Annotated in this window: 16 protein-coding genes; 12 read left to right on the top strand and 4 right to left on the bottom strand. The window is 42.7% G+C overall.

Features of this window, described 5'->3' with window-relative positions:
* Positions 1–278: 278 nt before the first annotated feature.
* Together ACUTVW_RS12400 and ACUTVW_RS12405 are read right to left on the bottom strand one after the other, a co-directional pair.
* On the bottom strand, positions 279–617 hold the full coding sequence (locus ACUTVW_RS12400; protein ID WP_445646081.1) for a hypothetical protein: 339 nt from the start codon (positions 615–617) through the stop codon (positions 279–281).
* Between the two features lie 57 nt (positions 618–674).
* Positions 675–986, bottom strand: coding sequence for a hypothetical protein (locus ACUTVW_RS12405; protein WP_445646082.1), 312 nt, complete (start codon positions 984–986; stop codon positions 675–677).
* Between the two features lie 419 nt (positions 987–1405).
* Here ACUTVW_RS12405 and ACUTVW_RS12410 point away from each other — a divergent pair, with 419 nt between their 5' ends.
* Positions 1406–2710, top strand: coding sequence for an aldehyde dehydrogenase (locus ACUTVW_RS12410; RefSeq protein WP_445646083.1), 1305 nt, complete (start codon positions 1406–1408; stop codon positions 2708–2710).
* A gap of 158 nt (positions 2711–2868) precedes the next feature.
* On the opposite strand, the gene lexA is transcribed toward ACUTVW_RS12410, so the two are convergent.
* Positions 2869–3495, bottom strand: a complete 627-nt coding sequence (lexA, locus tag ACUTVW_RS12415; RefSeq protein ID WP_056689962.1) for a transcriptional repressor LexA — start codon at positions 3493–3495, stop codon at positions 2869–2871.
* Positions 3496–3790: 295 nt separating this feature from the next.
* Here lexA and ACUTVW_RS12420 point away from each other — a divergent pair, with 295 nt between their 5' ends.
* The 8 genes from ACUTVW_RS12420 (at position 3791) to ACUTVW_RS12455 (ending at position 10879) form a co-directional block, all read left to right on the top strand.
* Complete coding sequence (locus tag ACUTVW_RS12420; protein ID WP_445646084.1) at positions 3791–4168, top strand: LysM peptidoglycan-binding domain-containing protein; 378 nt, start codon at positions 3791–3793, stop codon at positions 4166–4168.
* 95 nt (positions 4169–4263) lie between these two features.
* Positions 4264–4473 (top strand): DUF896 domain-containing protein, encoded by a 210-nt coding sequence (locus ACUTVW_RS12425; protein ID WP_434750740.1) that lies wholly within the window; start codon positions 4264–4266, stop codon positions 4471–4473.
* 132 nt (positions 4474–4605) lie between these two features.
* Positions 4606–5118: a hypothetical protein gene (locus ACUTVW_RS12430; protein WP_445646085.1), complete on the top strand. Its 513-nt coding sequence runs from the start codon at positions 4606–4608 to the stop codon at positions 5116–5118.
* A gap of 28 nt (positions 5119–5146) precedes the next feature.
* A complete protein-coding gene (locus ACUTVW_RS12435; protein WP_445646086.1) occupies positions 5147–5938 on the top strand; it encodes an HAD family hydrolase in 792 nt (263 codons plus the stop codon).
* A 665-nt stretch (positions 5939–6603) separates the two neighbouring features.
* Positions 6604–7533: an ABC transporter permease gene (locus tag ACUTVW_RS12440; protein ID WP_445646147.1), complete on the top strand. Its 930-nt coding sequence runs from the start codon at positions 6604–6606 to the stop codon at positions 7531–7533.
* A gap of 12 nt (positions 7534–7545) precedes the next feature.
* Positions 7546–8418 (top strand): carbohydrate ABC transporter permease, encoded by an 873-nt coding sequence (locus tag ACUTVW_RS12445; protein WP_090916763.1) that lies wholly within the window; start codon positions 7546–7548, stop codon positions 8416–8418.
* Positions 8419–8455: 37 nt separating this feature from the next.
* Complete coding sequence (locus ACUTVW_RS12450; protein ID WP_445646087.1) at positions 8456–10099, top strand: ABC transporter substrate-binding protein; 1644 nt, start codon at positions 8456–8458, stop codon at positions 10097–10099.
* Positions 10100–10204: 105 nt separating this feature from the next.
* Entirely contained in the window at positions 10205–10879 is a 675-nt protein-coding gene (locus tag ACUTVW_RS12455) for a GntR family transcriptional regulator (RefSeq protein ID WP_445646088.1), read from the top strand.
* 147 nt (positions 10880–11026) lie between these two features.
* Here ACUTVW_RS12455 and ACUTVW_RS12460 read toward each other — a convergent pair whose 3' ends face one another.
* Complete coding sequence (locus ACUTVW_RS12460) at positions 11027–11572, bottom strand: cupin domain-containing protein (protein ID WP_445646089.1); 546 nt, start codon at positions 11570–11572, stop codon at positions 11027–11029.
* Positions 11573–11750: 178 nt separating this feature from the next.
* On the opposite strand from ACUTVW_RS12460, the gene metH reads away from it, so the two are divergent.
* From metH to ACUTVW_RS12475, 3 genes are all read left to right on the top strand, one after another.
* The gene (metH, locus tag ACUTVW_RS12465; RefSeq protein ID WP_445646090.1) at positions 11751–15191 is read left to right on the top strand and encodes a methionine synthase; all 3441 of its coding nucleotides are present in this window, start codon (positions 11751–11753) and stop codon (positions 15189–15191) included.
* Positions 15192–15266: 75 nt separating this feature from the next.
* The gene (rnz, locus tag ACUTVW_RS12470; RefSeq protein WP_445646091.1) at positions 15267–16211 is read left to right on the top strand and encodes a ribonuclease Z; all 945 of its coding nucleotides are present in this window, start codon (positions 15267–15269) and stop codon (positions 16209–16211) included.
* Positions 16212–16561: 350 nt separating this feature from the next.
* Positions 16562–17371, top strand: coding sequence for a TIGR01457 family HAD-type hydrolase (locus tag ACUTVW_RS12475; RefSeq protein WP_445646092.1), 810 nt, complete (start codon positions 16562–16564; stop codon positions 17369–17371).
* Position 17372: the final 1 nt, after the last annotated feature.

Genomic DNA, 17372 nt, shown 5'->3' on the forward strand with positions numbered 1-17372 from the left:
TTTGCTGAGTCACTTTTAATAGAAAGTCCAAAAGACTTAGCAATACAAATGAACCCTTGCTTAAATAACTGGATCTAGTTGAAATAAGATATGGATTCGTTAATAAAGGCATTTTGGAGATTACTAGATATCAGCTATTTAATGAAAAAGTGTGGAAAACCAGTTCGATTCAAAATAGGCACTGTCAGAAAAATCTCTGAAAGTGCCTATTAATATAGTAAAGTCGAAATAGATGACTAAAATAAACCCACTTAGTTTGTCATTTTGTTGATAAACTATTAGCTAACATGGAACTTAAAAAGTATAACATAAGTACCAAAGTTTGCACTTACAACTGTAAGCCCAGGCTGAACAGGAGTAACCAAAAAGTCAGGGCCAATATCACAAGCACCATCACTATAGATTACATCATATGTGTAGCCGCTATACCATTGACCAGGTTGGCCAACTTTTAGGTAAATGTCACGCTCAAAAAATGCTTGAGAAACTATCGGCTCGGAAACTTCCGAAGGTAAAGCACCAGGTGTTGAAATCGTGGCATCAGCAGCGAAGGAAGTGGATCCAATTGAAAAACATGCAGATACAGCTAATAACCCGGCAAGTAATGTCTTTTTCATACAATGAACTCTCCCTACTATTATATTTAATGAAAATGAATTTTTCTTTAAAATAAACTACTCCATCTTAGTTACGTAACCTTCATAGTTTCCGTAATACAATCCATTTGAATAGGTAGTAGAAGTTAGTGTTAGTTTCCCATACCAGACACCATCAGAATAAGCATAAGTCTGTGGAACATAACTTGCATTTCCATATTTGTTGTTCACATCTGAATATCTTACATATTTCTGCGTTGCCTGAATCGTGATACTTTGTGCAGTTAAAGAATTTTGAGCAGAGGGTGAGGCAGCAGCAAATGATGCTGGAATAGCGATACTTGCTACAATTGCAGTCAGAGCTCCAAGTGAGTATAATTTCTTTTTCATTCTAATACCTCCTAAGGTTTATATATGATTTAAGAAACTTTACTTTCTAAAAATACCATATAATTCTATGTAAAATAATGACATATATCACTCTATATATTATATGAAAATTAATCATTAGTTTCTTTTGAAAAAATGTATAAATATCATTAAAGCGACTCCATAAAAAGATGGGAAATAAACCAATGAGAATCTAATGGATTCACAATAGTGATAAAATCATTAGATGAAAATTTCATAATAGAGTAAGTGATTTTAGTACAAAGTGGAAAGGGTAGAAATAACATCCTTGTTAATTTATTTTTGTATCCATTTATCCAACCTGTTTCAGATGTATGTTGATAGTTTCATATATAAGAGATATAATTAATTTGATTTTGAGCAATATGATTTTTAACAATCAATTGGAGATGATATTCTTGGAACAACAAGCGAAACAACTTGTGACCACACAACGTACGTTTTTTAATACAGGACAGACTAAATCAGTAGAGTATCGGATTCAGGCTCTGCAAAACTTGAAAAAAGGGATTGAGAATTACCAACAACGCATTCTGGACGCACTTCGCGCTGATTTAAATAAATCAGAGGCTGAAGGATTTAGCTCCGAAATTCGTATCGTGTTGGGTGAACTGGATTATACGCTGGAACATCTGCGTGAGTGGGCTGCACCGCGTACTGTGCCAACGAACTCAGCAATGCCAGATGCCAATAGTTCGATTTATCCTGAACCCTATGGAGTTGCATTGATTATTGCACCTTGGAATTACCCATTTCAATTGGCATTTGGGCCGTTGATCGGTGCTATAGCCGCAGGGAATTGTGCAGTGATTAAACCTTCTGAACTTACACCCGCTACATCTCGTTTGATCTACGATCTCATCCAGGAAATATATCCTCAGGAGTACATTGCAGTTATGGAAGGTGAGGTTGAAACGAGCACAGCTCTCCTTAAAGAGAAGTTTGATTACATTTTCTTCACAGGCAGTACAGGAGTTGGCCGTATTGTTATGAGGGCTGCTGCAGAGCACCTGACGCCGGTGACGTTAGAACTAGGCGGTAAAAGTCCGGCAATTGTACATCGGGATGCTGATTTGCAACTGGCGGCACAACGCATTGTGCGTGGTAAATTCCTTAATGCCGGACAGACTTGTGTTGCACCAGACTATTTATTAGTACATGAAGAGGTACATGATCAATTGATCGAACAGATCAGAGCCGAGGTGAGTAACGTATATGGGGATGATGTGATGCAAAATGCTGATTTTCCGCATATCGTCAACACACGAAACTTCGATCGTTTGTCCGCTTTCCTTACGAATGGCAAGACGTTAATGGGAGGACGCTCAGATCGTGATCAGGTTATGATTGAACCGACCGTTCTGGGCGATATTGCCTGGGATTCACCAGTGATGCAGGAAGAAATCTTTGGGCCTATTTTGCCTGTTTTAAAATACAGTGATCTTGATCCGATGGTTGAGGAAATTGTCAGCCGGCCTAAACCGCTTGCATTGTACCTGTTTACTCCGAATGAAGTAATGCAGGAGCAGGTATTGAATCAGGTCTCCTTTGGTGGAGGTTGTATCAACGATACATTGTTCCATATGACCTCGCATTATTTGCCTTTTGGCGGTGTGGGAGAGAGTGGGATGGGTTCATATCATGGACAACAAAGCTTTGAAGTATTTTCGCACCACAAAAGTATTCTTAAACGCAACAAGTAATTTTGTTGTTTATAACGCAGCTTTTAATTAAGATTTTTGTCAGCAGATTATATAATTCGAATTGTTGAATGAAAAGAAAGAGGTTGTCCTGTAGTCAGGGCAACCTCTTTCGTATTACATCAGGTATAACATATTAGTAATTTAATAAATCAGGTGCATTAATGAATATCACGGAAAAGTCCGATGACCTTGCCTAAAATGCTAACGTGTTTCAACCGTAGCGGTTCAAACGTGGCATTCTCCGGCTGAAGGCGAATATGATCTTTTTCCTTGTAAAACGTCTTCACTGTTGCTTCATCATCCTCAGTCATGGCAACGACAATATCACCATTGTCAGCTGTTTGCTGCTGACGAACGATTACATAATCTCCATTAACGATTCCAGCTTCAATCATACTATCACCAACCACGGAAAGCATAAACACTTTCTGTTCACCTACATAATGAGTAGGAAGAGGGAAGTAATCTTCAATGTTTTCTGTTGCTGTAATCGGAACACCCGCTGTTACTTTACCCACAACTGGAATACGTGCAACGCTATGGGCGAACTGATGAGAATGCTCGGACTCTTCCTGACTCAATAACTCAATCGCTCTTGGCTTGGTAGGGTCACGTCTGATCAACCCTTTCTTCTCCAAACGATCCAAATGTCCGTGCACTGTGGAACTGGAAGCCAGTCCGACGGCTTCGCCAATTTCTCGTACGGAAGGAGGATACCCCTTCAAACGGACTTCATTTCGTATAAACTCCAGGATAGCCTGTTGCCTGCTGGATATCTTCGACATACCGTATCAACCCCATTTTAGTAACGTTTGGGAAAATTATAACATAGAACCTCCGTTCGTACAAACATAAGTTCTAAAGAATACGCATTATTTCAAGGTTTTTTTCTAATTAGACTCATATTCGCTGGAAAAGAGAGTTCAAAACCAATCTGCACATAATATTAATGTAGAAAAAAGACGATTTAATGTCGCTAAAAATAGCGAACAATTGTTCTAAAAAAGTCTTGAACAAAACAAATGTTCGTGTTATATTATTTTCAAGAGATAGGAACAAACGTTTGGAGGCGGAGTGGAAATGAGATATTCTACGTATCAGAGCATTTATGAACCAGTACATTCAGAAGCTGTGAAGTCTAATATAGGGGAATTTCGAATGTTTATAACTCGGTTTAAACTTTCTCAGGGATTAATAAAACTGGTTATTGCATCATTAATTATATTTATTGGGTGCAGCACTGTTCTAACTGTGTTTGCCGGTAATGAGAATGATTTGCTACCCGGAGGAAAGATCGCTGTATCTCAGGGAGAAACGTTATGGAGTATTTCTTTGGAACATAAACCAATGACGATGGATACACGTATTTATATAGAAGCAATCAAAAAAGTAAATCAACTTGAATCCACAACAATCCAGACAGGTCAAGTGCTAACATTACCTCAGTTTGTTAAATAAAATGCGGATCAATCTGTGTTGGCACGCGCCAACTTGACAAGCTGCCTTTATCATGTCAAAGTTAATATGACTTTGTATTTTTGGAGGGGACAAGCTTGGATATAGATAGTCTGGTAGCACGTATTAACGAATTGGCTCGCAAGCAGAAATCCACTGGACTGTCAGAGGAAGAACTTGTTGAACGTGCCAAGTTGAGGGAGATTTATTTAGGTAACATTCGTAGCAACTTCAGACAGCAGCTCGATTCAATTGAGATTGTTGATGACGACAAAGACCAAGGCCACCAAGGCAAACTCAAACATTAATTAATGAAACCTAAACATATCGTTATGATATTTAGGTTTCTTCATGTTAGTTGGGAATGCTTACTATAAGGGGGAATATCGGTTTTCAGTATAGTTATGTAAGCCGGTACAAGACACATAAGGGGGATTTACATGTCGCGGCGTTCGTTCGAGAGAACGGTTCGGAAGAATTCGAAGCAATTAAACCAGCAACGTAAAAAAAGCGGTCAACCAATCACACGAGGTCCAGGTGAGGATATGTACAAAGGCAGAAGCCTGTTATTCCCCATCTTTTTGATTGGTCTGGCGTTTCTGTACCTGTTCATGAGTACTTTTTTGGTTCAAAAACCAATGACAACATGGGATTGGGTCACAATTTTGCTTTATGTATTTTTGGCGGTCATTTTTATGCTTCGCCGTCCTTACATTAAAATCAGCAGCAATCGGATCATTACAACGAAGGGTAATCGCGAACGTTCTATAGGTGTTGAAGATATTATCAAGTTCCGATTTGAACCAGGTACTGTTGTGATTGAACACAATAGTCGCGGAAAACGATGGGTCTTCACCAAGTTGTTAAACCGTTACGATACAGATGCAATAACCGAGCGATTGCAGAAATTTGCAAAGGCACACCAGATCACCGTGGAAACCATTGATAAGTAATTAATGTATAAAGGGGCAGATGATCGGAATGGCGTTGAAAGCGATTATGTTCGACCTGGATGATACTTTATTGTGGGACGAACGCAGTGTTCGAGAAGCATTTCATGAAACTTGTCTAATTGCGGCAACAGAAACAGGTGTTAATGCTGCAGCACTCGAAGAGGCTGTTCGTCACGAAGCACGTGAACTATATGAATCCTATGAAACGTTTCCTTTTACCAAAATGATTGGAATCAACCCTTTTGAAGGACTCTGGGCGAACTTTACGGGAGGAGAACAACCAGAATTTCGCCAGTTAGAACAATTGGCTCCGATCTATCGTAAAGAGTCATGGCGTCGTGGTTTACTCAAGCTAGGTGTGGATCAGGAAGAGCTTGCAGAACGCTTGGCCTCCCAGTTTGGGACACAACGCAGATCCAGGCCGCATGTTTATGAAGAAACGCTGGATACGCTGCGTCATTTGCAAGGAAAGTACAAATTGTTGCTCTTAACTAACGGATGCCCTGCTCTACAGCAAGAGAAACTGGATGGTGTTCCGGAATTATCTCCTTTCTTTGATGAGATTATTATCTCGGGTAGCTTTGGCAAGGGGAAGCCGGATCCGTCCATTTTCGAACATGCTCTGAGGAAACTAGGTGTTAAACCTGAAGAAAGCATGATGGTAGGCGACAAGTTAACAACAGATATTCGTGGTGCACTGTCTTCGGGGATTCGTGCTGTGTGGATTAACCGTGAGAATAAAGTGAACAATGAAACGTATTCGCCGAATCATGAGATTAAACATTTGTCTGAATTAGACGGTCTAATCGCTAATTTCTAAAAAAGAGTATGCTCAAGCAAGTCTGTACACATCTCCTTAAATTATCAAACATTGGTTATGACATGAATGATCGTTTGTTCATCAGTCATGACCAATGTTTTTTTGTCTGCTTATATCCAAACTATTAATGTTTATAAACTGTTGTTATAGGTGATTATGTATTTTTTTTAAGAAAAAATGTTGAAATTCAAAAATGGTTGATTTAAAATACAACTAACATACTAGTATAACTAGTTTTTTGAAATCTATTTTATAACCTTATCCAATCTAATTCAGATCATCTACCAGTTTATGTGTATGTGTATGTTCAACCCGATAAAAGTAACAACATACGATCCCTTTAAGAAAGTGAAGTGAATAATAATTCATTCATCGTTTTTGTAAGCGCTTCACAATGTATGTCTCTAACCTCGAACAGCTTTCAAGCAATGTAAGACTATTCGGATTGCACAATCTTGCATGTGTTTGATTGTACATAAAAACAAAAAAATGAGACCGTTTACATTTTATTTTGTAGTGGGGGTGAATCGAACAGCACGGGTATCCTCTGCATGATCAGCAAAGATATCCATGGCAGGCAACGAATGAATATATCATCTCTTAATCAAGTTATGGATCGGAGTGAATGACACATGGAGTCAGAAACATCTAAGGCAACAATCCCTATGATATCTTCACGTAAAGAAAGCAGGTTGCGGACGGCAGCCACGTTGATTCGTAAAGATTGGCAATTGTACTCGCTGTTAGTTCTTCCCATCATTTATCTGATTATTTTCAAATATGGTCCCATGTTAGGTAATATTATTGCTTTTAGACGGTTTGTACCGGGTGGGAGTATTTTTGGAGAAACCTGGGTTGGTCTGCGTTATTTTAAAATGTTCATTGAGGATCCAACGTTCTGGCGAGTTTTCAGTAACACTTTGATGCTTGGCGGACTCGCATTGTTATTTACGTTTCCGGTCCCCATTATTTTTGCACTGATGCTTAATGAGGTGAAAAGCAAACGATTCAAAAAGTTTGTACAAACAGCCTCATACCTGCCTCACTTCCTATCCGTTGTTATCGTAGCGGGTATGATTCTACAATTAACAGCAATGAATGGTTCAATCAACGGACTTGTTGCTTTTTTTACAGGGGATAACATTCCATTCATGCAGCGTGCAGAGTGGTTCAGAACTATTTATATCTCTTCCGAAATTTGGCAGGGGATGGGCTGGGGAGCTATTTTATATCTGGCAGCACTAACAACGATTGATGATTCTTTGTATGAAGCAGCTCGAATTGATGGAGCGAACCGCTGGAAACAAACCATTCATGTGACGATTCCAGGCATTTTGCCAACGATTGTGACCTTACTAATACTGAACATGGGGAACTTCCTGGCAGTAGGCTTCGAAAAAATCTTGCTTTTGTATAATCCGCTTATTTATGAGACTTCCGATGTAATTTCTACCTATTTATATCGTGTAGGTCTTGAATCCAGCAACTTCAGTTATGCCACAGCTATTGGTTTGTTTGAATCGATTATTGGGCTGACTCTGGTATTCACTGTAAACGCAATTTCACGCAAACTGACACAACGAAGTTTATGGTAAAGGAGGAGCACCATGCAGGAATCCAGATCATACAAGGTATTTAAAGTGTTCAATGTCACTTTCTTGTTGTTTATCGTTTTTATAACACTTTACCCCTTCCTTAATGTTGTTGCCCAATCCTTCAGTAGTGAAGCGTACATCAACTCAGGCAAGGTAAGTTTATTTCCGCGAGGGTTCAATGTGGAAACGTATAAAACCATTTCAAAGGACAACATGTTCTGGTTGAACTATAAAAACACGATTATTTACACGGTGGTAGGTACACTGATTTCCATGTTTATGACGACCATTTTTGCCTACGCACTGTCTAAAAAAAGGTTGATGGGGCGTAAATTTCTGACGATGTTTGCCGTGTTCACGATGTTTTTCAGCGGTGGTCTGATTCCTAACTACGTTTTGATCAACTCCCTTGGTTTCAATAACACCATGTGGGCACTGGTTGTCCCAGGTGCAATAAGCATATATAACATGCTGATCATGAAATCCTTTTTTGAAAACATGCCGGAAGAGTTAGAGGAAGCCGCAGCAATTGATGGCTTGAACACGTATGGTATTTTGCTGCGTATTATTTTGCCTCTTAGTAAAGCAGTCATGGCTACGATGGTACTATTCTATGCTGTTGGACATTGGAACTCCTGGTTTCCAGCATTCTTGTATCTGGACAAAAAAGAGCTGTTCCCGGTCACGATCTATTTGCGTAACATGATCGCCGGTGCAACGAGCGGTGCTACTGCCGGAGCAACTTCAGCGGATAATCTGACTCAGATTGCAGCCAACATCAAGTCGGTAACGATGGTACTAACGATCCTGCCGATTCTAACCATCTATCCATTTGTACAGCGCTACTTTGTAACCGGTATCATGTTGGGTTCTGTTAAGCAGTAATCATTGCACACATGGGTTAGAAACTAAATAAAAGGGGATGAATGGTTTGAAAAGAAAGCCACGCAAACTGGTTGGTAAGATGATCTTGGCAATGACGATGTCGGCTGTACTTGCTGCATGCAGCAGTGGTGCGGGAACAGGCCCAGATGTTTCGGAGGTAGGCACAAAATCAGCGATGGAGAGTTATAAAGCAGGTGAGGCGTTCAAAGCAACGGAACCGTTTAATCTTTCTATTTTATATAGTGATCATCCGACGTATCCATACAAAAAAGACTGGCTGCTATTCAAAAAAATATCGGAAATGACGGGAGTAACGTTGGAGCCAACCATTGTGCCGATGAGTGACTATCCGCAGAAGAGATCCCTGTTGATCAGTTCCGGTGATGCACCACTTGTCATTCCAAAGACTTATCCAGGAGAAGAGGCAGCGTTTGTATCTTCGGGAGCTGTCCTGCCGATCAGTGATTATATTGATTTGATGCCAAACTTCAAGGACAAGGTGGAAAAGTGGAAGCTCGAACCTGAACTTGAAGGGCTCCGTCAAGAAGATGGCAAGTACTACGTATTACCAGGATTACATGAGGAAGTATGGCCTGATTATACATTAATCGTAAGAACGGATGTTTTTAAAGAAAATAATATTGCCATTCCTGCAACTTGGGATGAACTCTATACTGCTGCGAAAAAATTAAAAGAAATCTATCCTGACTCCATGCCGTTCTCAGACGGTTTCAAATTCAACAGTACACTTAACATTGCAGCTACTGGTTTCGGGACTAAGGCTGGCTGGGGATATGGAAACGGCTTGACCTACAAAGCCGATCAGGATGAATTTGTTGCCACGGCAACGACACCCGAGTACAAAGAATTGCTGACGTTTTTTCACAAAATGGTAGCAGAAGGGCTCCTTGATAAGGAAAGTTTCACACAAGGTGATGATCAAGCTACTCAAAAGTTCGTTTCGGGTAAATCATTTATGATTAACGGTAACTCACAGACACTTGTGCTGCATCGGAATGATATGAATAAAACGTTGGGTGAAGGGAAATTCTCGATCGCCAAGATTACGGTTCCGGGCGGGCCGAAAGGCCAGTTGATGTCGGGTTCCAGACTCGAAAACGGTGTGATGATTTCTGGGAAGATTAAAGATAGTGACAATTTCAAAGCTATTTTACAATTTATCGATTGGTTGTATTACAGTGACGAAGGACAGGAATTCACCAAGTGGGGTGTAGAGAACGAGACGTACACTAAAGAAGGCGGCAAACGTAAGTTGGCAGATGATGTTAACTACAATGGACTGAACCCTAAAGGTACGAAAGACCTTCGTGTTGACTTTGGATTCTCTGGAGGGGTATTTGCTTACGGAGGCACAACAGAGCTACTTCAATCCATGTTTAGCGATGAAGAACTTGAGTTCCAGAAAAATATGAAAGAGACAAAAGAAGTAATTCCGGCTGAACCGCCTATCCCGTATTCTTCCGAAGATCGTGAACGTGTAACACTTATGAGTACCCCGCTCAAAGACTACACAGACCAAAATACGTTGAAGTTTATAATAGGTGAACGGAAGTTATCGGAATATGATACGTTTCTAAAAGAGCTGGAGAGCCAGGGCTTGTCCAATTATGTGAAGCTTGCGAATGACACCTATAAGACGTATAAGGAAAACAAAAAATAATTTGTATGATTTGAAGCCGAGCTACCGTTTCACTAAGAATATTTAAGTGGAACGGTAGTTTGTGCTAATATGAAGGGAATATGGCTTAGAGAAAGAGGTCAAGGCATGGTACTTAATCAAAAAAAGAGAGGCTCTACCCGGGCTTATTCTTATAATTTATTAAAAGAACGAATTCTTCATCTGCAGCTCGAACCAGGCACCAAAATTTCGGAGAAAGAGATCGCAGATGAATTAAAGGTGAGTCGAACACCGGTGCGCGAGGCTTTTATGAAGCTGGCGGAGGAAGAACTGCTGGACATCATTCCACAGAGTGGTACCATTGTTTCGCATATTAACCTGGAGCATGTGGAAGAAGGCCGGTTTATGCGAGAGAAGATGGAAAAGGAAATTGTCATGTTAGCCTGTACTTCCTTCCCTGACGAGTACATGTTCAGACTTGAAACCAATATTGCCATGCAGGAAGTGTGTATAGGAAAAAAAAACTTTTATCGGTTGTTTGAGCTGGATGAGGAATTTCATCAGATTTTATTTCAGGGTACTGGCAAGCTACGGACGTGGAAGATGCTGCAGCAGTTGAACATGCCGTTTAATCGATTGCGTTTGCTTCGGCTAGCAGAGGATTCCAATCTCGAAGTGATCATCTCTCAACATAAAGAGATTCTACGGCTGGTCACAGAACGACAGGCGGAGGAAGCGGCTCAAGTAATGGAAGCACATCTTAGACTTGTGGTTGTCGAGCAGGAAATGTTAAAGGACAAGTATCCACATTATTTCACCTAGCGATAGATGATGGAGTCATTTTACTTCTATACTCTTGCAGATGATGGTCCATTCTCTTACAAGACGTAACTTAAAGACATCAACACAACCCCCTGCTCTTATGAGCAGGGGGTTGATTAAGCACGTTAACTATTCACTTAACATAGATTAAGCGTTTTTGATAAATGTCGGATCCGGATATGGATCGGCGATCCAGCCGTCTTTTTCGATGAACAGACGTACCGCAATAATCTGTTTGTTCTCCATCAATGTGAAGAAATGCGGTGTGTTTTCAGGAACAGAAATGACGTCCCCAGGAGACAACTCTACATTAAAGTAACCTGTATCATCCGTTGACTTGATGACGAAGATGCCTTTACCCGAAACGATTGCGCGGATTTCATCTTCCGCATGTGTATGGATCTCTTCGAACTTGGCCAGTTTCTCTTCGATGTCTGGTGTTTGTTCTGAAAGAGTGATGACATCCCAGATTTGATAACCGCGACGTGCTGCCAAATCTTTGATCTCGTAATCGAAGGTTTCTAATACTTCTTGCTTCTGTTCATCGGTCAGTCCGAAATTATTTTGCAGTTCAGCGCTTAATTTGGAAGCGTCCCACTTCTCATATAATACGTCATATTTGTTCAAGAAATTTCGAACGTTCTCGTCTCCAGTGATTCGTTCGTTCGTATTTCGGATTACAATTTCAGCCATGCGCTTTCCCTCTTTTCCACTTGGATTAATTGATATTATATCGGATTGCACAAAATTTGTCGATTCACAATTCTGCTTCATTCTTGCAAATTCGCGACCTTTCGGGAGCAAAACCGATCTTTCACATTAAGTTAGTTTCTGTTAAACTAAGATTTAACGTTTTGCGGGGGTGATGATATTGGATAAGCTTAGTCTACACGATGCATTAAAACAACGAATATTAATCCTCGACGGCGCAATGGGGACAATGATTCAACAAGTGGATCTGACCAGCGAAGATTTCGGCGGCGAAGATCTGGATGGATGTAATGAAATGTTGGTGCTGACACGTCCAGAACTGATCCAGCGTATTCATGAAGATTATCTGGAAGCCGGTGCCGATTTAATTGAGACCAATACATTTGGTGCGACTTCAGTCGTGCTTGCGGAATACGATATACAAGATCGTACACGCGAAATAAATCTGGAAGCGGCCAGAATTGCCAAAGCAGCGGTTGATCGCTTCTCCACACCAGAGTCACCACGATACGTGGTCGGTGCGATGGGTCCAACAACCAAAACGTTGTCTGTGACTGGTGGTGTGACATTCCAGGAGCTGGTGGACAGCTATTTCGAGCAAGCCCTTGCTTTAATAGAGGGAGGCGTTGATGCGCTACTGCTTGAAACTTCACAGGATACCCTCAATGTGAAAGCGGGCAGCATTGGCATTCAGCAAGCATTTGACCAAAGCGGAATCAAGCTACCTTTAATGATATCAGGAACGATCGAACCAATGGGTACGACCTTGGCTGGTCAGAACATTGAATCTTTTTATATATCCTTAGAACACCTTAACCCAATTTCGGTGGGACTAAACTGTGCGACAGGTCCGGAGTTCATGCGTGACCATATCCGTTCCCTGTCTGGCATGGCGTCTGTAGCTGTGAGTTGTTATCCGAATGCAGGTCTACCTGATGAGAATGGTAATTATCACGAGTCACCAGACTCTCTTGCTCAGAAAATTGGGGCATTTGCAGAACAGGGATGGTTGAACATTGCAGGCGGATGCTGCGGGACAACGCCTGCACACATCCGCGCCATGCGTGATACACTCGCCAAGTACCCCCCAAGAGAATTGAACGGAACACACCCGCCTGCCTTGTCGGGAATTGAACCGGTATATGTTGAGCAGGATAATCGTCCTTACATGGTTGGTGAGCGCACCAACGTACTCGGTTCACGAAAATTCAAACGCTTAATTGTCGAAGGCAAGTACGAAGAAGCTTCGGAAATTGCCCGGGCACAAGTTAAAAATGGAGCACACATCGTTGACGTTTGCGTACAGGATCCCGACCGTGAGGAAACGGAAGATATGATTAAGTTCCTTGAACTTGTTGTCAAAAAGGTCAAGGTTCCGCTGATGATTGACACAACAGATGCTGCGGTTATTGATACGGCCCTCCAATATTCTCAAGGAAAAGCAATTATTAACTCCATTAACCTTGAGGATGGCGAAGAGAAATTTGAAATAGTAACCCCGCTGTTGCATAAATACGGCGGAGCAGTGGTTGTCGGAACCATTGATGAACGTGGGCAGGCAATTAGTCGTGAGGACAAGCTTGAGGTAGCCAAACGTTCGTATGATTTGCTCGTGAACAAATATGGCCTGAAGGCTGAAGACCTTATTTTTGATACACTGGTGTTTCCGGTAGGAACGGGTGATGAGCAGTATATCGGTTCAGCCAAAGAAACGATTGAAGGTATACGTGTCATTAAGGAAGCATTACCTGAGTGTCATACGATCCTTGGGATCAGTAACATCTCCTTTGGTCTGCCTGAAGCGGGCCGTGAGGTGTTAAACTCTGTTTTCCTATATGAATGTACCAAAGCAGGACTGGATTATGCGATCGTGAATACCGAAAAGCTGGAGCGTTATGCATCCATTCCAGAAGAAGAACGCAGACTCTCGGAAGAACTACTATATAATACAAATGATGATACACTGGCTGCTTTCGTCGCGGCATTCCGAAACAAAAAAGTAGAGAAAAAAGAAAAAATCTCTAACCTGTCACTGGAAGAACGCCTCGCATCTTATGTGGTTGAAGGAAGCAAAGAGGGTTTGTTGCCCGATCTGGAGCAGGCTCTAGCCAAATATACAGCGCTCCAAGTCATCAACGGTCCTTTGATGCGCGGCATGGAAGAAGTCGGACGTCTCTTCAACAACAATGAGTTAATTGTAGCTGAGGTGCTTCAAAGTGCAGAAGTGATGAAAGCTTCCGTAGCCTATCTGGAGCAGTTTATGGAGAAGAATGAAACCTCTGTCAAAGGAAAGATCATTCTAGCGACCGTTAAAGGAGATGTACATGATATCGGTAAAAACCTGGTGGAGATCATCTTGTCCAACAACGGTTACCGGATCATTAATTTGGGTATAAAAGTACCACCAGAGCGTATTATCGAGGCATACCGGGAAGAGAAGGTCGATGCTATCGGCCTGTCCGGTTTGCTTGTTAAGTCAGCACAACAGATGATTCTCACCGCTCAGGATTTGCGCACAGCCGGAATTGATGTACCCATCATGGTAGGTGGAGCCGCACTTACACGTAAGTTTACCAAAAATCGGATTCGTCCTGAATATAACGGCATGGTTGTCTATGCGAAGGATGCGATGGATGGTCTGGACCTGGCAAACAAGCTGATGAATCCGGTGGCGCGTGAAGAGATGCAGGCCGAGATGGAGGCGGAAAAGGAAGCAGATGCTTCAAATGCAGGGGAGGTCCAGGTACTTCCTGAACTTACCCGGGTAGAACGCTCGGCCATTTCCGCTGATCATCCTGTGCTTGTGCCGCCAGATCTGGAGCGTCATACGTTGCGAAATTATCCGTTATCACACATCCTGCCTTATGTGAATATGCAGATGCTGCTAGGACATCACTTGGGGCTGCGCGGTTCGGTTGAACAGCTGCTCGCTGCTGGTGATCCCAAGGCAACGGATCTGAAAGCGGTCGTAGACGGCATTATGCAGGAGGCAGTTCGTGACGGAATCATTCAGGCTCATGCGATGTATCGCTTTTTTCCGGCACAGTCGAGCGGCAATAGCGTCATCATTTATGATCCGCAAGATACCAGTAACATTCTGCATACCTTTACGTTCCCACGTCAAAAGGTAGAGCCATTCCTGTGTCTGTCCGACTTCCTGAAACCAGTTGAATCCGGTGAGATGGATTATGTAGGTTTCTTGGTTGTTACTGCGGGCCATGGTGTACGCGAACTCTCCACAGCGTGGAAGGATCAAGGGGACTATCTACGTTCACACGCACTGCAGTCGGTTGCACTGGAAGTAGCTGAGGGACTTGCTGAACGTGTGCATCATATGATGAGAGATATCTGGGGCTTCCCGGATTCAGCTGAAATGACAATGAAGCAGCGTCATGGCGCACGTTATCAGGGGATTCGAGTATCTTTTGGATATCCGGCTTGTCCCGATCTGGAGGATCAGGGCCCGTTATTCAAGCTGATGCAGCCTGAAGATATTGGAGTAGAATTGACCGAAGGTTTCATGATGGAACCTGAAGCTTCTGTGTCCGCGATGGTGTTCAGCCATCCGCAGGCTAAATATTTTAACGTTGAAAAAGCATAAATTCCTAAGTTGTCAGGCAAGCCCTCCGCATGGTCGGAGGTTTTTTGCTGGCAAAAGAAAGAGGTGCGATCCAGAATGGAACTATATTTCCTGGGAACTAATGCTGGTGTACCTACGCTGCAACGGAATGTAACGTCCATTGGACTACGTATGTTGGATGAGCGAAGAGCTCTGTGGTTGTTTGACTGCGGGGAAGGAACACAGCACCAGATTTTAAGTTCTCCGCTCAAATTGAGCAAATTGGAGAAAATATTTATTACCCATCTGCATGGTGACCATGTGTTTGGATTACCGGGCTTGTTGTCCAGCAGAGCATATCAGGGTGGAACGACTCCACTCACGGTGTATGGACCGCCTGGAACGGAACGAATGATTGCAACAACGATGGAACTTAGTCAATCCCGCTTAAATTATGATTTGAACATTGTAGAGCATACTGGCGGTGTTCTGTTTGAAGATGAGAGCTTTATTGTAGAGTCTGCCTTACTTGAACATCGTATCGATAGTTATGGGTATCGAATTACTGAGAAAGATCGTCCTGGTAGTCTCGATTCTGCTAAACTAGCGGCTTACGGCCTGAAACCAGGTCCGTTGTTTGGACGGTTAAAGCGGGGAGAGACGATTATACTGGACAATGGTGATACGGTACGTCCCGAGGATGTTTTGGGAGCCCCAAAACGCGGAATGGTGATCACGATCCTGGGGGATACGCGTCCTTGCGATAACGTGCAGCCTCTAGCCAAAGATGCAGACGTTCTCGTTCATGAAGCAACGTTTATGCATGATCTAGCGGATACAGCTAATGAGTACTATCACAGTACGTCTAGAGAAGCGGCGGAAGCGGCCCGAGCGGCGAATGTAGGGCAGCTCATCATGACTCACTTCAGTTCGCGTTATAAGGATGAGGAGCAGCTTCAGCCTCTATTGGAAGAAGCGAAGTCCATCTTCCCAAACACACGACTTGCGAACGAGCACCAGCTTATTCCTGTGGTGCATGGCAAGCCTGATTCATTGGAATAAAGCGTAAGCTTTGAAGGATAGCGAAGGCAATAATCAACAACCGGCAAATGGGATGGGACTGAGGGGGAAATGTTCCCGAGGTCCCTTTTGCAATCTGGTCAGAAAGCGTGTAGGATGGGCAATATGAGCAGGGAAATGATCCGAATTATTTTCCGGGAAAGCGCAGGAAGTGACAAGCTTGTACAGAAGACGCGCGAGATAAACCGTCTGTCTTCGATTCGGTTCGACTTGTTGCGTGTTCCTGCGAGTATGAGCATCCTACACGCTTGCATACATATTATGTTTGTTCTCATGCCCGACTTTTTGTCGGGTAAGAAATGTGAATGGAATGAAGAAAGGAAGTGCTGTGTATGATTAAGGCCTATCTGATCGATCTGGATGGTACGTTATATCATGGCAGACATCGTATCGATGGAGCCGATCAGCTCATTCGGACATTGCAGGAGCAGGGAGTGCCTTATTTGTTCGTGACTAATAATTCATCCCGTACTCCGCAAGGTGTGGCAGATCATCTGAATGGCATGGGAATTGCCGCTGATGCTTCCGAGGTATGTACTTCTGCGGTGGCCGCGGCTGAATATGTTGCTGCAGAAACTCCTCGGGCGAAGGTAGCCTGCATTGGTGAGATTGGCCTTATACAGGCTATTGAAGAAGCTGGTTTAGTTTTGACAGAGAATGAGCCCGAATATGTCATTCAAGGCATTGACCGTGAATTTTCATATCAAAAATTAACGAAGGCACTCCGCTGGATAAATGGGGGAGCTAAGTTTATTTTGACGAATCCTGATCTTCAACTTCCTGCTGATGATGGATTAACACCTGGTGCAGGTACGATTGGAGCTGCTATTGAGGCTGCAACGGGCGTGCAGCCAACGGTTATCGGTAAGCCTTCAAGCATTATTATGAGATCAGCCATTCACAGGTTGAACTTAAAAGCTGAAGAAGTTGCTGTTATCGGAGATAATATGCGTACAGATATTGCCGCAGGTGTAGCAGCGGGCTGTGAGACGTTGCTTGTTCTGACAGGCGTAACTACACATGAGAACATGGATGGACATGTTCAGGCTGTGAAGGCACGTCCTGATCATGTTTTTGAAGATTTGCATACATTGATTGCATGGATGACCCAACGGGCAGACCAAGCTTCCAAGAAGGAGTAGA

The organism is Paenibacillus sp. TSA_86.1, assembly GCF_052691815.1.

Bases quoted from the DNA above. Each gene is read 5' to 3' on its own strand.
- ACUTVW_RS12400 (WP_445646081.1), bottom strand. From the start codon at position 617: ATGAAAAAGACATTACTTGCCGGGTTATTAGCTGTATCTGCATGTTTT.
- ACUTVW_RS12405 (WP_445646082.1), bottom strand. From the start codon at position 986: ATGAAAAAGAAATTATACTCACTTGGAGCTCTGACTGCAATTGTAGCA.
- lexA (WP_056689962.1), bottom strand. From the start codon at position 3,495: ATGTCGAAGATATCCAGCAGGCAACAGGCTATCCTGGAGTTTATACGA.
- ACUTVW_RS12420 (WP_445646084.1), top strand. From the start codon at position 3,791: ATGAGATATTCTACGTATCAGAGCATTTATGAACCAGTACATTCAGAA.
- ACUTVW_RS12430 (WP_445646085.1), top strand. From the start codon at position 4,606: ATGTCGCGGCGTTCGTTCGAGAGAACGGTTCGGAAGAATTCGAAGCAA.
- ACUTVW_RS12435 (WP_445646086.1), top strand. From the start codon at position 5,147: ATGGCGTTGAAAGCGATTATGTTCGACCTGGATGATACTTTATTGTGG.
- ACUTVW_RS12440 (WP_445646147.1), top strand. From the start codon at position 6,604: ATGATATCTTCACGTAAAGAAAGCAGGTTGCGGACGGCAGCCACGTTG.
- ACUTVW_RS12445 (WP_090916763.1), top strand. From the start codon at position 7,546: ATGCAGGAATCCAGATCATACAAGGTATTTAAAGTGTTCAATGTCACT.
- ACUTVW_RS12450 (WP_445646087.1), top strand. From the start codon at position 8,456: ATGAATGGTTTGAAAAGAAAGCCACGCAAACTGGTTGGTAAGATGATC.
- ACUTVW_RS12455 (WP_445646088.1), top strand. From the start codon at position 10,205: ATGGTACTTAATCAAAAAAAGAGAGGCTCTACCCGGGCTTATTCTTAT.
- ACUTVW_RS12460 (WP_445646089.1), bottom strand. From the start codon at position 11,572: ATGGCTGAAATTGTAATCCGAAATACGAACGAACGAATCACTGGAGAC.
- rnz (WP_445646091.1), top strand. From the start codon at position 15,267: ATGGAACTATATTTCCTGGGAACTAATGCTGGTGTACCTACGCTGCAA.
- ACUTVW_RS12475 (WP_445646092.1), top strand. From the start codon at position 16,562: ATGATTAAGGCCTATCTGATCGATCTGGATGGTACGTTATATCATGGC.